11 protein-coding genes and 2 tRNA genes are annotated in these 16,254 nt (G+C 75.3%); 5 read left to right on the forward strand and 8 right to left on the reverse strand.

Annotation, left to right across the window (positions count from 1 at the left end):
- Positions 1 to 8 precede the first annotated feature (8 nt).
- The 7 genes from AVL61_RS08385 to tadA form a co-directional block, all read right to left on the reverse strand.
- Positions 9 to 5,108 carry an Lhr family ATP-dependent helicase gene (locus tag AVL61_RS08385; RefSeq protein ID WP_058873905.1) on the reverse strand — a complete coding sequence of 1,700 codons (5,100 nt, stop codon included), beginning with the start codon at positions 5,106 to 5,108 and terminating at the stop codon, positions 9 to 11.
- The gene (locus tag AVL61_RS08390) at positions 5,065 to 5,904 is read right to left on the reverse strand and encodes a DUF4232 domain-containing protein (RefSeq protein ID WP_058873906.1); all 840 of its coding nucleotides are present in this window, start codon (positions 5,902 to 5,904) and stop codon (positions 5,065 to 5,067) included. Before AVL61_RS08390 ends, AVL61_RS08385 begins: the two co-directional genes overlap by 44 nt.
- Positions 5,905 to 6,047: 143 nt before the next feature.
- Positions 6,048 to 8,918 carry an FAD-binding and (Fe-S)-binding domain-containing protein gene (locus AVL61_RS08395; protein WP_058873907.1) on the reverse strand — a complete coding sequence of 957 codons (2,871 nt, stop codon included), beginning with the start codon at positions 8,916 to 8,918 and terminating at the stop codon, positions 6,048 to 6,050.
- Positions 8,919 to 9,002: 84 nt separating this feature from the next.
- Positions 9,003 to 9,329 (reverse strand): 2Fe-2S iron-sulfur cluster-binding protein, encoded by a 327-nt coding sequence (locus AVL61_RS08400; RefSeq protein ID WP_058873908.1) that lies wholly within the window; start codon positions 9,327 to 9,329, stop codon positions 9,003 to 9,005.
- Between the two features lie 133 nt (positions 9,330 to 9,462).
- Positions 9,463 to 10,296, reverse strand: coding sequence for a thioesterase family protein (locus tag AVL61_RS08405; protein ID WP_058873909.1), 834 nt, complete (start codon positions 10,294 to 10,296; stop codon positions 9,463 to 9,465).
- Positions 10,297 to 10,490: 194 nt separating this feature from the next.
- A tRNA-Ser gene (locus tag AVL61_RS08410) sits at positions 10,491 to 10,580 on the reverse strand.
- A gap of 29 nt (positions 10,581 to 10,609) precedes the next feature.
- Entirely contained in the window at positions 10,610 to 11,149 is a 540-nt protein-coding gene (gene tadA, locus AVL61_RS08415; protein ID WP_058873910.1) for a tRNA adenosine(34) deaminase TadA, read from the reverse strand.
- An 89-nt stretch (positions 11,150 to 11,238) separates the two neighbouring features.
- Here tadA and upp point away from each other — a divergent pair, with 89 nt between their 5' ends.
- From upp to AVL61_RS08440, 5 genes are all read left to right on the forward strand, one after another.
- The gene (upp, locus tag AVL61_RS08420; RefSeq protein ID WP_058873911.1) at positions 11,239 to 11,874 is read left to right on the forward strand and encodes a uracil phosphoribosyltransferase; all 636 of its coding nucleotides are present in this window, start codon (positions 11,239 to 11,241) and stop codon (positions 11,872 to 11,874) included.
- A 510-nt stretch (positions 11,875 to 12,384) separates the two neighbouring features.
- Complete coding sequence (locus AVL61_RS08425) at positions 12,385 to 13,209, forward strand: winged helix-turn-helix domain-containing protein (protein WP_058873912.1); 825 nt, start codon at positions 12,385 to 12,387, stop codon at positions 13,207 to 13,209.
- Positions 13,210 to 13,302: 93 nt separating this feature from the next.
- Complete coding sequence (locus AVL61_RS08430; RefSeq protein WP_058873913.1) at positions 13,303 to 13,842, forward strand: SixA phosphatase family protein; 540 nt, start codon at positions 13,303 to 13,305, stop codon at positions 13,840 to 13,842.
- A gap of 52 nt (positions 13,843 to 13,894) precedes the next feature.
- A complete protein-coding gene (locus AVL61_RS08435; protein WP_058873914.1) occupies positions 13,895 to 14,881 on the forward strand; it encodes an aldo/keto reductase in 987 nt (328 codons plus the stop codon).
- A gap of 12 nt (positions 14,882 to 14,893) precedes the next feature.
- Positions 14,894 to 16,072, forward strand: a complete 1,179-nt coding sequence (locus AVL61_RS08440; protein WP_058873915.1) for an FAD-dependent monooxygenase — start codon at positions 14,894 to 14,896, stop codon at positions 16,070 to 16,072.
- Positions 16,073 to 16,173: 101 nt separating this feature from the next.
- Here the strand turns inward: AVL61_RS08440 and AVL61_RS08445 are convergent.
- A tRNA-Arg gene (locus tag AVL61_RS08445) sits at positions 16,174 to 16,246 on the reverse strand.
- Positions 16,247 to 16,254: the final 8 nt, after the last annotated feature.

Raw genomic sequence — 16,254 nt, forward strand, 5'->3', positions numbered from 1 at the left:
GTCGGCGCTCATCGGCGCATCCTCAGTCCGCGCGGCGTCGAGTAGAACCCGCCGGCCAGCAGGGACTCCCGCACCGAGGTCTCGACGGGGCCGTGGCCCAGGACCCCGGCGCCGTTGACCTTCTCGACGGTCAGCTTGTCCACCGCGCCCCGGCGGACGGTCTCGGCCACGGCGGGCCCGGCGGCGGCCAGGGCGGCCGCGTCGTCGGTGAACGCGAGGACGGTCCGCCCGCCGCGCTCCACGTACAGGACCAGGGCTCCGTCGACGAGCACGACGACGGCGCCCGCCTTGCGTCCGGGCCGGTGCCGCCCCGCGGGCGCGCCCCCGCCGTCCGGGGCGGGGACGGACACGGGCTCCGGCCACTCGAGCGCGGCCCCGTAGGGGTTGGCGGGGTCGGTCGCGGCCAGCGCCAGCGCCACGGGCTCCTCGGCGCGGACCTGGTCGTCGGTGCTGAACGTCCGGAGGTGGTCCACCGTGGCGGCCTGCGCGAACTGGGCGGCGCCCAGGCCCTCGATGAAGTAGCCGCGGCGGGCCCGGCCCGTGTCCTCGAGCGTGGAGAGCACCTTGTAGACGGTGGCGAAGCCGCCGGGGAGCTCCTCGACCGCCACGGGGCCCTTGGTCACCACGCCGTAGCGGTCCATGAGCAGCTCCGCGGTGGCCGACGCCCGCAGCGTGGGGTCGAGGGGCTCGGGGCGCAGCATCGACCAGCGCCCGGCCACGAGCGGGGAGTCGTGGCGCTCCAGGGTGGCCGCCCGCGCCGGCGCCCGCAGCGCCCCGCCGATCCCCGCGCGGGAGGCCGCGCCGGGCCGCAGCCGGGCGGCGCCCCGGCGGGACGTGGTGCGTCCCCGCGGGGCCTGGGCCCGGTGCCGGTGGGCGGCCTGCCCGCCGGAGAGCAGGGAGCGCACGGGCAGGAAGGTGTCGTTGGTGATCAGCCCGGACCAGACGAGGTTCCACAGCGCGGTGGTCAGCTCGGCGGCGGGAACGGGCTCCCCGGCGGCGTCGAGCAGGCCCAGCAGCTGCGGGAAGAACCACGCGCCGCCGGGGGCCAGGACGTCGAGGACACGCCGCTCCAGCGTGGAGTCCAGGGCTCCGGCCGCGACCGCGAGGGTCTCGGCCGGGGGCAGGGTGAGCTGGGCGGCCTCGCTCAGGTGCAGCGACACCCACCCGTCGTCGCCCGCCAGGGAGCCGGCCCCGGACCACAGGATCTCCCCGGTGGCGGTCAGCTCGTCCAGCAGCTCGGGGCGGTAGTCGGCCACCCGGGCCGCGAGCACCAGCGGCTCCCAGGCCGAGGCGGGGACGGCGACGCCCGCGAGCTGGTCCACCACCGTCAGCACCCCGTCCTCACCGCGCAGCTGGTGGCCCCGGCCCACGTGCTGCCAGGCCGGCAGGAACCGGGCGTAGACCTGCCCGGAGACGGGTTCCACGTCCCGGCGCAGCGCGGCCAGCGAGCGGCGCCGGATCCGGCGCAGCACCTCGGACTCGCACCACTCGGAGGCCGCCGGGCCGGCCCCGCCGCCGTCGGGGCGCACCGGCCGGAACTCGCCCTCGACCACGCGCCGGTCCGCGGCGAGCCGCTCCAGCGTGGTGCGCACCACGGCCGGACCCAGGCCGAGCCGGGCGGCGGCCTCGTCCACGGTGAAGGGCCCGTGGGTGCGGGCGTAGCGGGAGACGAGGTCGGCCAGCGGGTCCTCGACCGGTTCCACGAAGGCCAGCGGCACCCCCATGGGCAGGGGCACGCCGAGGGCGTCGCGCAGCCGGGAGGCGTCCTCGATCGCGGCCCAGTGCTCGACGCCGCGCAGGTGCACCCGCAGCGCACGGTTGGCGGACACGAGCTGGTCGAGCCAGGCGGTGGCGACGTCCTCGGGGCACGCGGCCTCCGGGTCCCCGGGGTCCTGGAGCCGGCGGGCGGCCTCGGCGGTGGTGAGGGGGCCGAGCAGGCGCAGCAGGTCCGCCGCGCCCTCGAGCCCGCGCAGCCGGCGGTCCGGGGCCAGGCGCTGCAGCTCCGCCTCCGTGCGCTCGATGACGTCCGGGTCCAGCAGCTCCCGCAGCTCGGCGCGGCCCAGGAGCTCGTTGAGCAGGGCGGCGTCGAGGGACAGCACGGCGGCCTTGCGCTCGGCGAGCGGGGAGTCCCCCTCGTAGAGGAACTGGGCCACGTAGCCGAAGAGCAGGGTGCGGGCGAAGGGCGAGGGCTGCTCCGTGGTGGTCTCGACCACCCGGATCGCGCGCCGCTCGACCGCCCGGTGGAGCTCCTTGAGCGCGGGCAGGTCGTAGACGTCCTGGAGGCACTCGCGGATCGTCTCCAGGATGATCGGGAACTGTGGGTACTTCCGGGCCACGTCCAGCAGCTGCGCCGAGCGCTGGCGCTGCTGCCACAGCGGGGAGCGCCGGCCGGGGTCGCGCCGGGGCAGCAGCAGGGCCCGGGCGGCGCACTCCCGGAACCGGGACGCGAACAGCGCCGAGCCGCCCACCTCCTCGGTGACGATCTGGTCGAGCTCGTCGGCGTCGAAGAGGAACAGCTCGGCTCCGGGGGGCTCGTCCTCCATGGCCGGCACGCGCAGCACGATGCCGTCGTCGGCGGCCTGCGCGGAGCCGTCGAGCCCGTACCGCTCGTGCAGCCGGGCCCCCACGGCCAGCGCCCACGGGGCGTGCACGGGCATCCCGAACGGCGAGTGCAGCACCACGCGCCAGTCCCCGAGCTCGTCGTGGAAGCGCTCGACGACGAACAGCCGGTCCGACGGGACCTGTCCCACGGCCTCCTTCTGCTCGCCCACGTAGGCGAGCAGGTTGTCGGCCGCCCACTCGTCGAGACCGGCCGCGCGCAGCCGGGCCCGGGCGTCCGGCTCGGCGGCCCCGGCGATCTCACGGTTGAACCGGCCCACCGCGCGGCCCAGCTCCACGGGCCGGCCGGGGCCGTCGCCGTGCCAGAACGGCAGCTTGCCCGGCACGCCCGGGGCGGGGGAGACGATGACGCGGTCGTGGGTGATCTCCTCGATCCGCCAGCTGGAGGCGCCCAGGGCGATCACGTCCCCCACGCGCGACTCGTAGACCATCTCCTCGTCGAGCTCGCCCACCCGCTTGGAGTTCTTCCCGTCCTGCTCGCCCACGAGGTAGACCGCGAACAGCCCGCGGTCCGGGATCGTGCCGCCGGAGGTCACGGCCAGGCGCTGCGCCCCCGGCCGGCCCTCGATGGTGCCGGTCTCCCGGTCCCACACGATCCGCGGGCGCAGCTCGGCGAACTCGTCGGACCGATAGCGGCCCGCGAGCAGGTCCAGGGTGGCGTCGTAGGCGGAGCGGGGCAGGGTCAGGAACGGGCAGGACCGGCGGACGGTGTCGAACCACTCCTCGACGTCGACCGGCCCCAGCGCGGTCGCCGCGACCGTCTGCTGGGCCAGCACGTCCAGGGGGTTGAGCGGGACCGCGAGCGGCTCGATCCGGCCCTGCAGCATCCGCTCCACGGTGACCGCGGCGTCCAGCAGGTCCCCGCGGTGCTTCGGGTAGAACCAGCCGCGGGAGACCTCGCCCACCTGGTGCCCGGCGCGGCCCACGCGCTGCAGGCCCGAGGCCGCCGAGGGCGGGGCCTCGATCTGGACCACCAGGTCCACCGCGCCCATGTCGATGCCCAGCTCCAGGGAGGAGGTGGCCACCACGCAGCGCAGCCGCCCCGTCTTGAGGTCGTCCTCGATGACGGCCCGCTGGTCCTTCGAGACCGATCCGTGGTGGGCGCGGGCCAGCACCGGCGCCGCACCCTCGTAGCGGCCGGTCTGCCGGCGCAGGTCCGCGGGTTCGGGGGCCGCCGCCCCGCCGGCCGCCTCCGGCCCGGCCAGGGCGTAGCGCAGCACGTCCCCGACCTGCCGGGGCCCGGGCGCCCCGCCGTCGTCGTGGGGACCGGCGCCGTCCCGGCCGGTGCCGCGGGCGCCGCCGTCCTGGGCTGCGCCGTCCGACTCCGCGTGCGCCACCCGGAACGCGTAGATCTCGTTGAGCCGTGCCGTGAGCTTCTCGGCCAGGCCGCGGGAGTTGGCGAACACGATGGTCGACCGGTTCTCGAGCACGAGGTCTACGACCCGCTCCTCGACGTGGGGCCAGATCGACGCCGTGGTCGTGGGGGCGAGGGCGTCGAGGTCGTCGTCGCCGAAGGCGGAGCCCGCCAGCGACGGGGAGGCGCTCGGCCCGCCCAGCACCGTCATGTCCGGGATGGGCACCGAGACCGTGAGGTCCCACGTCTTCTCCGCCCGGGGCGCGACGACGGTGACCGGTTCCCGCCCGCCCAGGAACCGGGCGACCGTCTCGATCGGCTCGACGGTCGCGGACAGCCCGATGCGCTGCACCGGCTGCGCCAGGAGGGCGTCCAGCCGTTCGAGCGTGAGCGCCAGGTGCGCCCCCCGCTTGGTGCCCGCCACGGCGTGCACCTCGTCCACGATCACCGTCTGCACGTCCGTGAGGGTCTCGCGCGCCTTGGAGGTCAGCATCAGGTACAGCGACTCGGGGGTGGTGATGAGGATGTCCGGGGGGTTCGTGAGCAGGGCCCGGCGGATCGCCTGGGGCGTGTCCCCGGAGCGGACGCCCACGCTGATCTCCGGCGGCTCGACGCCGGCGTGCCGCGCCGTCTGCGAGATGCCGATCAGCGGGGCCCGCAGGTTGCGCTCCACGTCCACGCCCAGGGCCTTGAGCGGGGAGATGTAGAGGACCCGGGTTCCGCGCCGCTCGCCCGCAGCGCTCGCGGACCGGGCCTTGGCCCGCAGGGTCCGGCCGCCGGCCGCCGCAGCGTACGCTGCGCGGCCCGCTGTGCCGGCGGACGGCTGGTCCGCGGTGCCGGCCGCACTGCCCTCGGCCGTTGCGCGGGCGGCCGGGGCCGTGGCGCCGGGAGCCGCGGCGGCCTCGGCCACGAACCGGTCCAGCGCCCACAGGAACGCGGCCAGGGTCTTGCCGGAGCCGGTGGGCGCCACGATCAGGGCGTGGTGCCGGGCGGCGATCGCCCGCCACGCGCCCTCCTGGGCGGCGGTGGGCGCGGCGAACGCACCCGAGAACCAGGCCCGGGTGTGCTCGGTGAACAGGCTCAGGGCTGGGTCAGGCGCCAAAGCCCTGGATCTCGAGCTGGTGGATCTGCGCATCGGCGCAGGCTTCCACGGGGAAGGGGATCACGACGGACTCCGTGTTCTCGGGCGGGTAGACGCGCAGCCCGGTGGCGGACCGGGCGTCGCAGGACTGGTGGTTGGCGGCCTGGCCCACGCGCAGGCCGGCGACGGCGGACTCCCCGGGCGCCAGGACCCGGCCGGTGCCGGGAACGGTGGCGTCCCGCACCGCGGGGGAGCCGGTCAGCGTGCCCGCGGCGTCGACGAAGGAGACGCCCGCGTAGCCGGCCAGCGTGCACGGGCCGGCGCCCGCGTTGGTGAGGACGAGGTCCACGTGGACGGAGCCGGCGGCGCCTCCCACCGGGGTGGCCGCGGCCTCGAGCTGGGACGTGGTGCACAGCGGGACGCCGCCCCCGGTGCGCGCGCCCGCCGCGCGGCCGGCAGCCGGGCCGCCGGCGGCCGCGCCGTCCTCCGCGCCGGCCGTCACGCCACCGTCCGTGCCGTCCTCGGCAGCGCCCGGGGCCGGATCGCCGGCGGCCGGGGCCTCCGCCGGTCCGGCGGTGGAGCGGTCACCGGGCTGCTCGCCGTCCTGCTCGGCCGGCTCGCCCGCGCGTTCCCCTGCCGGCTGCGCGGCGTCCTCCGTGGCGTCCGCCGAGCTGTCCTCCGCCCCGGTCGCCGGGACGGTCCCGGACGGCGCCGCCGCGGAGGGGCCCGCCCCGCTCCCGGCGGCACCGGCCCGGTCCGGTGCCCCGCTCGCGCAGGCGGTCAGGGCCAGGGCGGAGACGAGGGCGAGAGCGCCCAGGACGGGGCGGGGAGCGGGGAAGAGCGAAGACATGGGGGGATATCCTCCTCGTGCGGACGTCGTGGCGTGCCACGCCCCGGGAAGCGGTCCCGCCCGGGCCCCTCATTCTAGGCGGGGCCACCGACACGGCGGCCCGAGGCGGCGCCGCCGGCCACCGGCGCCGGCGGCGGTGCGCGCTACCGCTCGCCGGGCTCCACCGGGGGCAGCGCCGCGCGCATCACCTCGGCGAGGTGGACGCCGTCGGCGCCGGTGCCCTGGGCGATCTGGGTGCGGCACGAGAAGCCGTCGGCGAGCACGATCGTCCCGTCCGCGGCGGCCCGGATCGCGGGGAACAGCTCGCGTTCGCCGAGGGTCTGCGAGACCTCGTAGTGTCCGGGCTCGAACCCCCAGTTGCCCGCGAGCCCGCAGCACCCGCCGCCCACCACGGCGGTGTCCACGCCCAGCTTCGCGAGCACCTCGAGCTCCGGGCCGTAGCCGCTCATCGACTGCTGGTGGCAGTGGACCTGGCACACGGCGCCGGCGGGACCCGCCTCGGTGGCCAGCTGCCGGAACGGCCACGCGCCGCCCTCGGCCAGGTGGCGGGCCGCGAACGCGCCGATCGTCGTCGTCAGCTCGGCCACGCGCCGGGCCCGGGGGTCGCCGGGGAGCAGCTCCGTGATCTCCTCCTGGAGCATGACCGTGCACGAGGGCTCGAGCCCGATGACCGGGTAGCCGGCCTCCAGCAGCGGCTCCATCACGTCGAGGGTCTCGCGCAGCACCTTCTGCGTCATGTCCAGCTGCCCGGTGGAGTGCCAGGTCAGCCCGCAGCAGACGTTGCCCATGGGCATCAGCACCCGGTAGCCCATGGCCTCGAGCACCTCCACGGCGGCCCGCCCGGGGGCGTCGGCGGAGAAGTTCGTGAACGTGTCGGGCCACAGCACCACGGTGGGCCGGCCGTCGGTGTCGTCACCGGGGCGGTGGGCGGCGGACCGGCGGCGGAACCAGCGGGTGAGCGGCTGCTCGGCGAAGGAGATCATCCGCCGCCTCGGCTCGATCCCGCCGAGCCGCTTGGTCAGCTCCTCGACGGCACGGCTGGACTCGAGCAGGTTGATCGCCCGGAAGGAGAAGGGCACCTTCTCGGCGATCCGCATCAACCACGGCATCCAGCCCATCGTGAAGTGGGCCATCGGCCGCCGGCCCCGGCCCAGGAACGAGAGCAGCCCGTGCCGGTAGTGGTGGTGCAGGAACTCGGCCTTGTAGGTCGCCATGTCCACGTTGACCGGGCACTCCGAGGCGCAGGCCTTGCAGGACAGGCACAGGTCGAGCGCCTCGAGGGTCTCCTTCGACTTCCAGCCGTCCGTGATGGACTCCCCGCGCAGCATCTCGGCGAGGGACCGGGCGCGGCCGCGGGTCGAGTGCACCTCGTCCCGGGTCGCCTGGAAGGACGGGCACATGGCCCCGACGTCGGAGCGGCACGCGCCCACGCCCACGCACCGGTTCACCGCGCTGGAGAACGAGCCGCCGTCACCGGAGAACGCGTGCACCGGCGTCAGGTCGAACGTCCGGGCGCCGGGCCCGGGCCGGATGCCCCGGTCGATGGGCTCGGGATCCACCAGCACGCCCGGGTTGAAGACGCCGTCCGGGTCGAAGACGGCCTTGAACTCCGCGAAGGAGGACAGCGCCTCGGGGGAGTAGATCGTGGCCAGCAGCTCGGAGCGGGCCCGGCCGTCGCCGTGCTCGCCGGAGACCGAGCCGCCGTAGCGGTGCACCAGCTCCGCGGCGCGCTCGATGAACGTCCGGTAGGCCGCCACCCCGGCGTCGTCGGAGAACTCGAAGGAGATGCGGATGTGCACGCAGCCCTCCCCGAAGTGCCCGAAGGGGATGCCGGTGAGGCCCAGCTCGTGCAGGAGGTCGTAGAGGTCGCGCAGGTACTCGCCCAGGCGCGCCGGCGGGACCGCGGAGTCCTCCCAGCCGGGCCAGGCCTCCCCGCCCTCGGGCAGGCGGGTCACGATGCCCGCGCCGGCCTCGCGGATCCGCCACAGGGCCCGCGCCTGCCCCGCGTCGGAGACGATCACGGAGTCCACGACGTTCTCCGGGACGAGCCCCGGCAGCGTGCGGGCGGCCGCCTCGGCCTCCTCGAGGGTGTCCGCGCCGACCTCGCAGTAGAGCCAGCCGCCGCCGCGGGGCAGCTCCGAGCCGGCGCGCTCCTGGCCCTGCCGGGTGCGCAGGGCGTCGAGCAGGTCCGAGCCCATGCCCTCGATCGTGTAGACGCCGGGCACCCGCAGCCTCGGCGCCGCCGTGGCGGCCTCGAACGCGTCCTCGAAGCCCAGCACGGCCAGGGCCGTGTGGGCGGGCTTGCGGACCAGGCGGACCGTGAGCTCGGTGATGATCCCGCACGTGCCCTCCGTGCCGGCGAAGGCCTTGGCGGCGTCGAAGCCCTTCTCGCCGAGCAGGTAGTGCAGCCCGTAGCCGGAGACCTGGCGGGGGAACTGGCCGAGCTCGGTGCGCAGCATCGCCAGGTGCCGGTCGCGGATCCCGGTCAGGGCCCGGTCGATCCCCGGCTCGGAGGTGCCGCCCTCGCGCAGCTCGACCACCCGGCCGTCGGCGAGCATGACCTTCAGGGAGACCAGGTTGTCCGCCGAGGTGCCCCACGCCACGGAGTGGGAGCCGCACGCGTTGTTGGCGACCATCCCGCCGATCGTGGCCCGCGAGTGCGTCGAGGGGTCGGGGCCGTAGGTGAGGCCGAACTCGGACGCCGCGGTGCGCAGCTGGTCGCAGATCACGCCGGGCTCGATGGTGGCGGTCAGCGCCTCGGGGTCGATCGACAGGATCCGGTTGAAGTGCCGGGACGTGTCGACGACCAGTCCCTCGCCGATCGCGTTGCCCGCCACGGAGGTGCCCCCGCCGCGGGAGACCACCGGCCAGCCCCGCTCCCTCGCCAGGGCCAGCAGTTCGCGGACCTCCTCGACGCTGCGCGGCTCGGCCACCGCCTCGGGCAGCCGGCGGTAGATCGACGCGTCCGAGACGTAGGCGGCGCGGGTCGTGAGGTCGTTCCGGATGTCGGTCATGGTCCACTTCCTGCGCCGCGCCGGCGGCGGTCCGTCCGGGATCTGGTCAGAGCTGGCGGGGTCGTCCCCGCGGGGACGGGCGGCTCACCACTCGGGGGCGATGGTGACCTCGGCGCCGTCGAGCTCCTCCGACCACTCGACCTGGCAGCTGAGCCGCGAGGTGTCGTGCCGGGTGTCGTCGAGCATGTCGAGGAGGTCCTCCTCCTCGTCGTTGATCTCGTTGGCCTTCGAGAAGGAGCCCTGGTCGAGGTAGGAGTGACACGTGGAGCAGGACGCGTTGCCGCCGCAGGTGGCCAGGATCGGGTACTTGTGGCGGGTGAGGGCCTCCATGAGGCTCTCGTAGTCCTTCCACTCGACACCCTCGGTGCGGTTGCCCTCGCGATCGATCACGGTGATGTTGATGCTGCTCACTTCGATGGCCTCCTCGGGGCGCGCTCGCCCCTGGTCTCGACGTCGGGAATCCCGCCCCATTGTACGGTCGCACGGCGGACGCCCCGGACGCCCCGGACGCCCCGGGGCCGGTGCCCGCCGGGGCCGGGGCGGCTCAGCCGGAGACCGGCAGCGGCCGGATCGTCAGGGACTGGGCCACCTGGCCGAGGTAGCCGGCCTCGTCGTGCAGTGCGGACTCGGTGAGGCCCACGCCGGTCGCCCCGAAGGTGACGTGCGTGTCGAGGCCCACCCACGGGGAGACCGGTTCCCGGACCAGGTGCACGCTCAGGTCCACGTTGGGGAAGGCCATCTCGTCGGGGCCCACCCGCACGGCGATGCCGTTGGCGGCGTCCACGGCCGCCAGGAACCGTGCCGTGGTGGAGGACTCCTCCCCGGCGACGACGGCGTGCGGCGCGCGCAGCCACATGGCGGCCCGGCCGGGCCGGTGCTCGCGCACGGTGCGGCCCTCGAGGGACGCGATGTACCCGCCCGGCCACCGCCCGGTCATCGTGGTGGGCAGGGCGTCGGTCACCGGCGGCAGGGCCTCCCGGTGCGTGCCGGCGGAGCCCGCGGTCTCGCCCCGGAGCAGCCGCCACACGCTCAGCCGGATGCAGGAGCGGCCGCCGTGGCTCATCGTGGCCTCGACCAGCTCGATGGTCCGGCCCGGGCGGACCACCCGCGTGGTCACCTCGACCTCGCCGCCGGGGATGAAGCCGAGGATGTCGTAGGAGAAGCGCACGGGCAGCAGGTCCTGGCGGGGGTGGTCGGCCTCCACGGCGTGGGCGAGCAGCCCCGAGGCGGCGCCCATGTGCTGCTCGGCCTCGTTCCACGCGCCCTGCGAGTGCAGCGTCGAGCGGAACCGGGTGCCGTCCAGCCGCACGAAGTACGCGTCCGGGTACTCCTCCCCGTCCGTTCCCAGGTGTCCGACTGCCTGTGCCGACGTCGTCATGCTCCGCCTCTTCCGTCCGGGCCCGCCGCTCGGCGGGCGTGCTGATCGCCACCACGGTATCCGCTCCCGGCCTGCGGGTCCGGGTCCGGGCCGTCGCGTGCTCCCGCGGGCGCACGAGGATCCCGGGGCCCGCGGGCGGCGTGGGCGGGCACGCGGAAGGCCCCGGGTCCCTCAGGACCCGGGGCCTTCCCGACTGGCGGTGACGGAGGGATTTGAACCCTCGTTGGCTCTTACACCAAACATCATTTCGAGTGATGCACCTTCGGCCGCTCGGACACGTCACCAGCTCGTAGTACTGTACCGGCTGGCGTGCTCAACCGCCAAAACCCGCGGAGCCGGCGGGGCCGGGGGCGGCCGGCCCGGCGCCGCCGCCGCGCCGGTGCCCCGCGAAGAAGTCGAGGAGCAGCCGGGAGCACTCGTCCTGCAGGACGCCGCCGGTCACCTCCACCCAGTGGTTGAGCCGCCGCTCCCGGAGCACGTCGAGGACGGAGCCGGCCGCCCCGGCCTTGTCGTCCCACGCGCCCAGCACCACCCGGGGCACCCGCGCCAGGACGATCCCGCCCGCGCACATGGCGCAGGGCTCGAGGGTCACCACGAGCGTGCAGCCGTCCAGCCGCCACGAGCCCAGAGTGCGGGCGGCCTCGCGCAGGGCCAGGATCTCGGCGTGGGCCGTGGGGTCGCCGTCGGCCTCCCGGCGGTTGCGGCCCCGCCCCACCACCGTTCCGTCCGGGCCGACGACGACGGCGCCGATCGGCACGTCCCCCGTCCCGAGCGCGGCCCGGGCCTCGGCGAGGGCCAGCCGCATCCAGGCCTCCGCCCGGGCCTCGGATCGGGTGCGCGGGGGCAGTGCCATGCGGGTCTCCTCCTGGGCGGATCCCCCTGGCGGGGGCGGGCCCGGCGAGGGGGCGGGGCGCCCCGGTGGCCCGGTGGTAATTTTGGTCCATGCGAGTGACCGTTCTCGACCACCCTCTGGTGGCACACAAACTGACCGTGCTCCGGGACAAGAACACCACGTCCCCGGTGTTCCGCCTGCTCGTGGAGGAGCTGGTGACGCTGCTCGCGTACGAGGCCACCCGGGGGGTCCGGGTGGAACCGGTGGAGATCGACACGCCGGTCACGCGCACCACGGGCGTGGGGCTGTCGAAGCCCCGGCCGCTGGTCGTGCCGATCCTCCGCGCCGGCCTGGGCATGCTCGAGGGCATGACCCGGCTGGTCCCCACGGCCGAGGTGGGCTTCCTGGGCATGGCCCGCAACGAGGACACCCTGGACATCATCACCTACGCCGAGCGGCTGCCCGACGACCTCACCGGGCGCCAGGTCTTCGTCCTGGACCCGATGCTGGCCACGGGCGGGACCCTGCGGGAGGCGATCAAGTTCCTCTACCGCCGCGGGGCCGAGCAGATCACGTGCGTGTGCCTCCTGGCCGCCCCCGAGGGCCTGGCCGCCCTCGAGGAGGAACTGGGGGACTCGGAGGTCAACATCGTCCTGGCCGCGAGGGACGAACGGCTCGACGAGAACGCCTACATCGTCCCGGGCCTCGGGGACGCCGGGGACCGGCTCTACGGCGTGGTCGACTGACCGCCGTCCGCGAGAATCCGCGGACCAGGTGCGAGAAAAGGCCCGCCGGCCGCGTCGGCGGGCCTTTTTCACTCCCGCGACTTCCGTCCACATCGTGAGACAGGAGATCGGCGACCGGAGGCGTCTTGACAAGTGCCGCGCAACCTGCCACCCGTGCGGAGTGCGGAACGGATCGGCCCAGATCTCTGATATCCCGGGGGAGATGCGCTGACCGCCGCCGCTGCGGCCGGCTGAAGGGGGTTCATTTTGGCGGAGAAACTGGACAGCAGTCGTTCTAATCTCACATCGTGAGAAAGCGTCGTGAATGTTTCTTGCGGGATCGGTGAGGCTGGTGGACGATGAGAGCAACGCCACTGTCAGGGATTTTTCAGCTTCGCGGGGACCCTCCCCGGAACCACCACGGAGTGCGGGGATCCGGACGCCGGCAGTGGTGAGGCCGTTCCGAGGGGCGGTTCGACTCAGGCGGACGGAACCTCGTCCGCCGCACGACGGAAAGACGAGGGGCACCAGATGCCAGGCACACCGGGATACGTGCACATCTCCCAGCGCAACCGCGCGAGCGAAGCTCGTGCTGTCCGCGGTCCGGCCGCGGCCCCCGAGCGGGGGCAGACCGCCCCCGCGGACTACCGCAGCCTCCGGAACACGCTCGGCCCCATGCCGGCCGCCCCGGGGGAGGCGCCGCTCCCCACCCGCCTGCAGCGGGACACGGCGCCGCGTCCACAGGCCCAGGAGAACGAGGCGCGCGGCTTCGTGATCTACGTGGGTCTCAACGAGGAGACCGCGGCGGCCAGCGGCACGTCGCTGGTCAAGATGGTCCAGAGCATCCGGGCCTACGCCCAGCAGCTGGTCCCGCAGGCCGACTCCTACGCGGCGGTGGCCCTGGCCCCCGCCGACACCGCCGGCACCGACCTCGAGGTCGTCCGCAACGCCCTGGGGGACCCCACCTCGGGGGCCGTGCGGCCCGCGGCGCCCGCCGCGCCCGCGCCGGCGCCCGAGACGAAGACGAGCCAGTCCACCGGGGTGCTCATCGACCTCTCCCGCCGGGAGGTGTTCCTCGACGGCGGACTCCTGAACCTCACCTTCAAGGAGTTCGAGCTGCTGAACTACCTCGTGGAGAACGGCAGCCGGACCGTCGGGCGCCACGAGCTCCTGCACAGCCTGTGGCGCGACTCCGAGGAGGTGCCCAACGAGCGGACCATCGACGTGCACATCCGGCGCCTGCGCTCCAAGCTCGGCCGGCTCGCGAACACGGTGCGCACCGTCCGCGGGCAGGGCTACCGCTTCTACGAGCACCCCGAGGTCGTCGTGTGGGCGGCCCCCGAGTACTCGATCTGATCCGTCGCCGGCCCCGGCAGGCCCCGGTCCCTCCCGCAGCGCGGAGGCGCCGGGGCAGGTCCGTGCCCGGCGCTCGCGTGGCATCATGAACCGATGACCCGCCACGACCGGAAGAAGCTCGTCCTCATGCGGCACGCGGAGGCCGAGCACCCGTGGGGCGTGGCCGACCACGACCGCCCCCTGCACCGGGACGGGGCGACGGACGCCGCCGCCGCGGGACGCTGGCTGCTGGCCCACGGGCACGTGCCGGACATGATCCTGTGCTCGAGCGCCCTGCGCGCGCGCCAGACCTGCACGTGGGTGTGCAGCGAGCTCGGCGACCTCGCACCGACCGCCCGGCTCGACGAGTCCCTCTACGCGGCCCAGGACAGCCGGATCATCGCGGTGGTCAACCACGTGCCCGAGACCGTGGAGTCCCTGCTGGTCATCGGCCACCTGCCCGGTCTGCGCGACGCCGCCCTGCGCCTGGCCACCCCCGACTCCGACTACGACGCCGTCATGGCTCTCGCCGACGGCTGCCCCACCTCCGGCCTGGCGGTCCTGGAGGTCCCGGGCGCCTGGGCCGGACTGGACGGCGCCGACGCCCGCCTGGTGGACTTCACGGTGCCGCGCCCGTCCGCGGGGGACCGCTGACCGGCGGGCTCCGGCCGCCCGCGCGGCGGCCGGACCGACGAAGGAGCAAGGGATGCGACAGATCGAATTCACCCCGTCCGGGGACCGCGTGGGCGCGATCGGGTTCGGAGCCATGGGCCTGAGCTGGGTCTACGACCGGCACGGGCTGACCGAGCGGCGCAAGCACGAGGTCCTCGGGCTCGCGGTGGACCTCGGCATGAACGTGGTGGACACCGCGGTGCTCTACGGCGGGGGAGCGAACGAGGAGCTCGTCGGCGCCGCCCTCGGCGGGCGCCGCGACGAGGTCTTCCTCTGCTCCAAGACCGGTCTGCGCGCCGCCTCCCTCGACCCGCCCCGGACGGAGCGCTGCGGGCGGCCGGACGAGGTGCGCCGATCGGCCGAGGACAGCCTGCGCCGGCTGCGCACCGACGTGGTGGACCTCTACTACCTGCACCGCGTGGATCCCGACGTCCCCCTCGAGGAGACGTGGGGCGCGATGGCCGAGCTCGTGACCGCCGGCAAGGTGCGCCACGTGGGGCTCTCCGAGGTCAGCACGGAGCAGGCCGACCGGGCGCACGCGATCCACCCGGTCGCGGCCGTCCAGTCGGAGTACTCCCTGTGGACCCGCAACCCCGACGGCTCGGGGCCCACCGCCGACGGGGACCCCTCCGGGGACGTCATCGGCTGGTGCGCCGAGCACGGGGCGGTGTTCGTGCCCTTCTCCCCGCTGGGCCGCGGCTACCTGGCCGGTGGCCTCGCGGGCCGGGAGTTCTCCGGCGCCGACTTCCGCTCGCGCAACCCCCGGTTCACGGCCGAGGCCATGGCCGCCAACGAGGACGCCGTGCTCGCCCCCCTCCGCGAGGTCGCCCGCCGGCACGGGAGCACCTGCGCGGCGGTCGCGATCGCCTGGACCACGGCCCGGGGCGAGCACGTGCTGCCGATCCCCGGCACCACCGACCCCGCCCACCTGCGGGAGGACGCGGCGGCCGCGGAGCTGCGCCTGACGGCCGAGGACCTCGACCTGCTGGCCGGCGTCGTCGCCGTCGGCGACCGGTACTGAGCGGCGCGGGCCGTGCGCGCGGTCGTCTGCGGGGCGGGCATCGCCGGGCTGGCCCTGGCCGGGTGCCTGGGCCGGCAGGGCTGGGACGTCGTCGTCCTGGAGCGGGCGCCGCGCCCGCGGGAGCAGGGCTACATGATGGACTTCTTCGGCCCCGGCTGGGACGCCGCGGAGGCGATGGGCGTGCTGCCCGCGGTCCGGGAGCTCGGCTACACGGTGGACCGGCTCAGCTACGTGGACGAGCACGGCCGCGACCGGGCCGGCCTGCCGTTCGCCCGGTTCGCCCGCGCCCTCGACGGGCACCTCGTCAGCGTGATGCGCCCCGACCTCGAACAGGTGCTCCGCGAGCACGCGCGAGGTGTGGCGGAGCTCCGCTTCGGACGGCGCGTCGTCGGCGTGCGGCAGCGTCCCGGCGGGGCCGGCGCGGTGCTCGACGACGGCACCGTGCTCGACGCCGATCTGGTCGTGGGCGCCGACGGGGTGCACTCGGCGGTGCGGCGCTCGGCGTTCGGGCCCGAGCAGCGCTACCGCCGCTGGCTCGGCCTGCACACGGCGGCGTACGTGTTCGAGGACCCGGAGTCGTACCGGCGGATCGGCAGCCGCTTCTGCCTCACGGACAGCATCGACCGGGCCATGGGCTTCTACGGGCTGCGCGACGGGCGCGTGGCCGCCTTCGCCGTGCACCGGACCGCCGCGCCGGCCCTGCCGGCCGCGCCCCGCGAGGCCCTGCGCGCCGTCCACGGCTCGCTCGGCTGGATCGCGCCCCGCGCGCTGGCGGCCTGCCCCGCCGCGGACCGGCTCTACTACGACGCGGTGACGCAGATCGAGGTGCCGCGGTGGAGCAGCGGCCGGGCGGTGCTGCTCGGGGACTCGGGCCAGGCGGTGTCCCTGCTGGGCGGCCAGGGCGCGTCCCTGGGGATCGCCGGGGCGTGGCTGCTCGCCGAACGGCTCGCCCGCGCGGCATCGGTCGACGAGGCGCTGGCGGACTGGGAGCGGGCCTGGCGGCCGGTCGTGGCCGAGAAGCAGCGCGTGGCCCGCGGCGGGGCGCAGTGGTTCCTGCCGTCCTCCCGGGCGCGCCGGCAGGCGCGGCGCCTGGCGCTGCGCCTGGCCGCCCTGCCCGGGCTCGACTCCGTGGTGACCCGCGGTCTCGTGGGGCGTGCCGGGGGCGACATCCACGCCCTCGCCGCGGCCTGAGCCCTCCGTCACCCGAGCTCGCCCGGGCCCGCCCGGCCGGAACCGGGCACGAAAAAGCCCCTCACCGGCGTTTCCGCTGGTGAGGGGCTCCTCGGCTGGAGTGCGCCCGAAGGGATTCGAACCCCCAACCTTCTGATCCGTAGTCAGATGCTCTATCCGTTGAGCTACAGGCGCATCGGCGT

This window comes from Kocuria rosea subsp. polaris (assembly GCF_001483755.1).
GTDB lineage: Bacteria > Actinomycetota > Actinomycetes > Actinomycetales > Micrococcaceae > Kocuria > Kocuria cellulosilytica.

What these genes read in the sequence shown, in the direction of transcription:
- AVL61_RS08405 (WP_058873909.1), bottom strand. Translation starts at nt 10,296, where the DNA reads ATGACGACGTCGGCACAGGCAGTCGGACACCTGGGAACGGACGGGGAG.
- AVL61_RS08385 (WP_058873905.1), bottom strand. Translation starts at nt 5,108, where the DNA reads ATGCGCAGATCCACCAGCTCGAGATCCAGGGCTTTGGCGCCTGACCCA.
- AVL61_RS08390 (WP_058873906.1), bottom strand. Translation starts at nt 5,904, where the DNA reads ATGTCTTCGCTCTTCCCCGCTCCCCGCCCCGTCCTGGGCGCTCTCGCC.
- AVL61_RS08395 (WP_058873907.1), bottom strand. Translation starts at nt 8,918, where the DNA reads ATGACCGACATCCGGAACGACCTCACGACCCGCGCCGCCTACGTCTCG.
- AVL61_RS08425 (WP_058873912.1), top strand. Translation starts at nt 12,385, where the DNA reads ATGCCAGGCACACCGGGATACGTGCACATCTCCCAGCGCAACCGCGCG.
- AVL61_RS08430 (WP_058873913.1), top strand. Translation starts at nt 13,303, where the DNA reads ATGACCCGCCACGACCGGAAGAAGCTCGTCCTCATGCGGCACGCGGAG.
- tadA (WP_058873910.1), bottom strand. Translation starts at nt 11,149, where the DNA reads ATGGCACTGCCCCCGCGCACCCGATCCGAGGCCCGGGCGGAGGCCTGG.
- AVL61_RS08435 (WP_058873914.1), top strand. Translation starts at nt 13,895, where the DNA reads ATGCGACAGATCGAATTCACCCCGTCCGGGGACCGCGTGGGCGCGATC.
- upp (WP_058873911.1), top strand. Translation starts at nt 11,239, where the DNA reads ATGCGAGTGACCGTTCTCGACCACCCTCTGGTGGCACACAAACTGACC.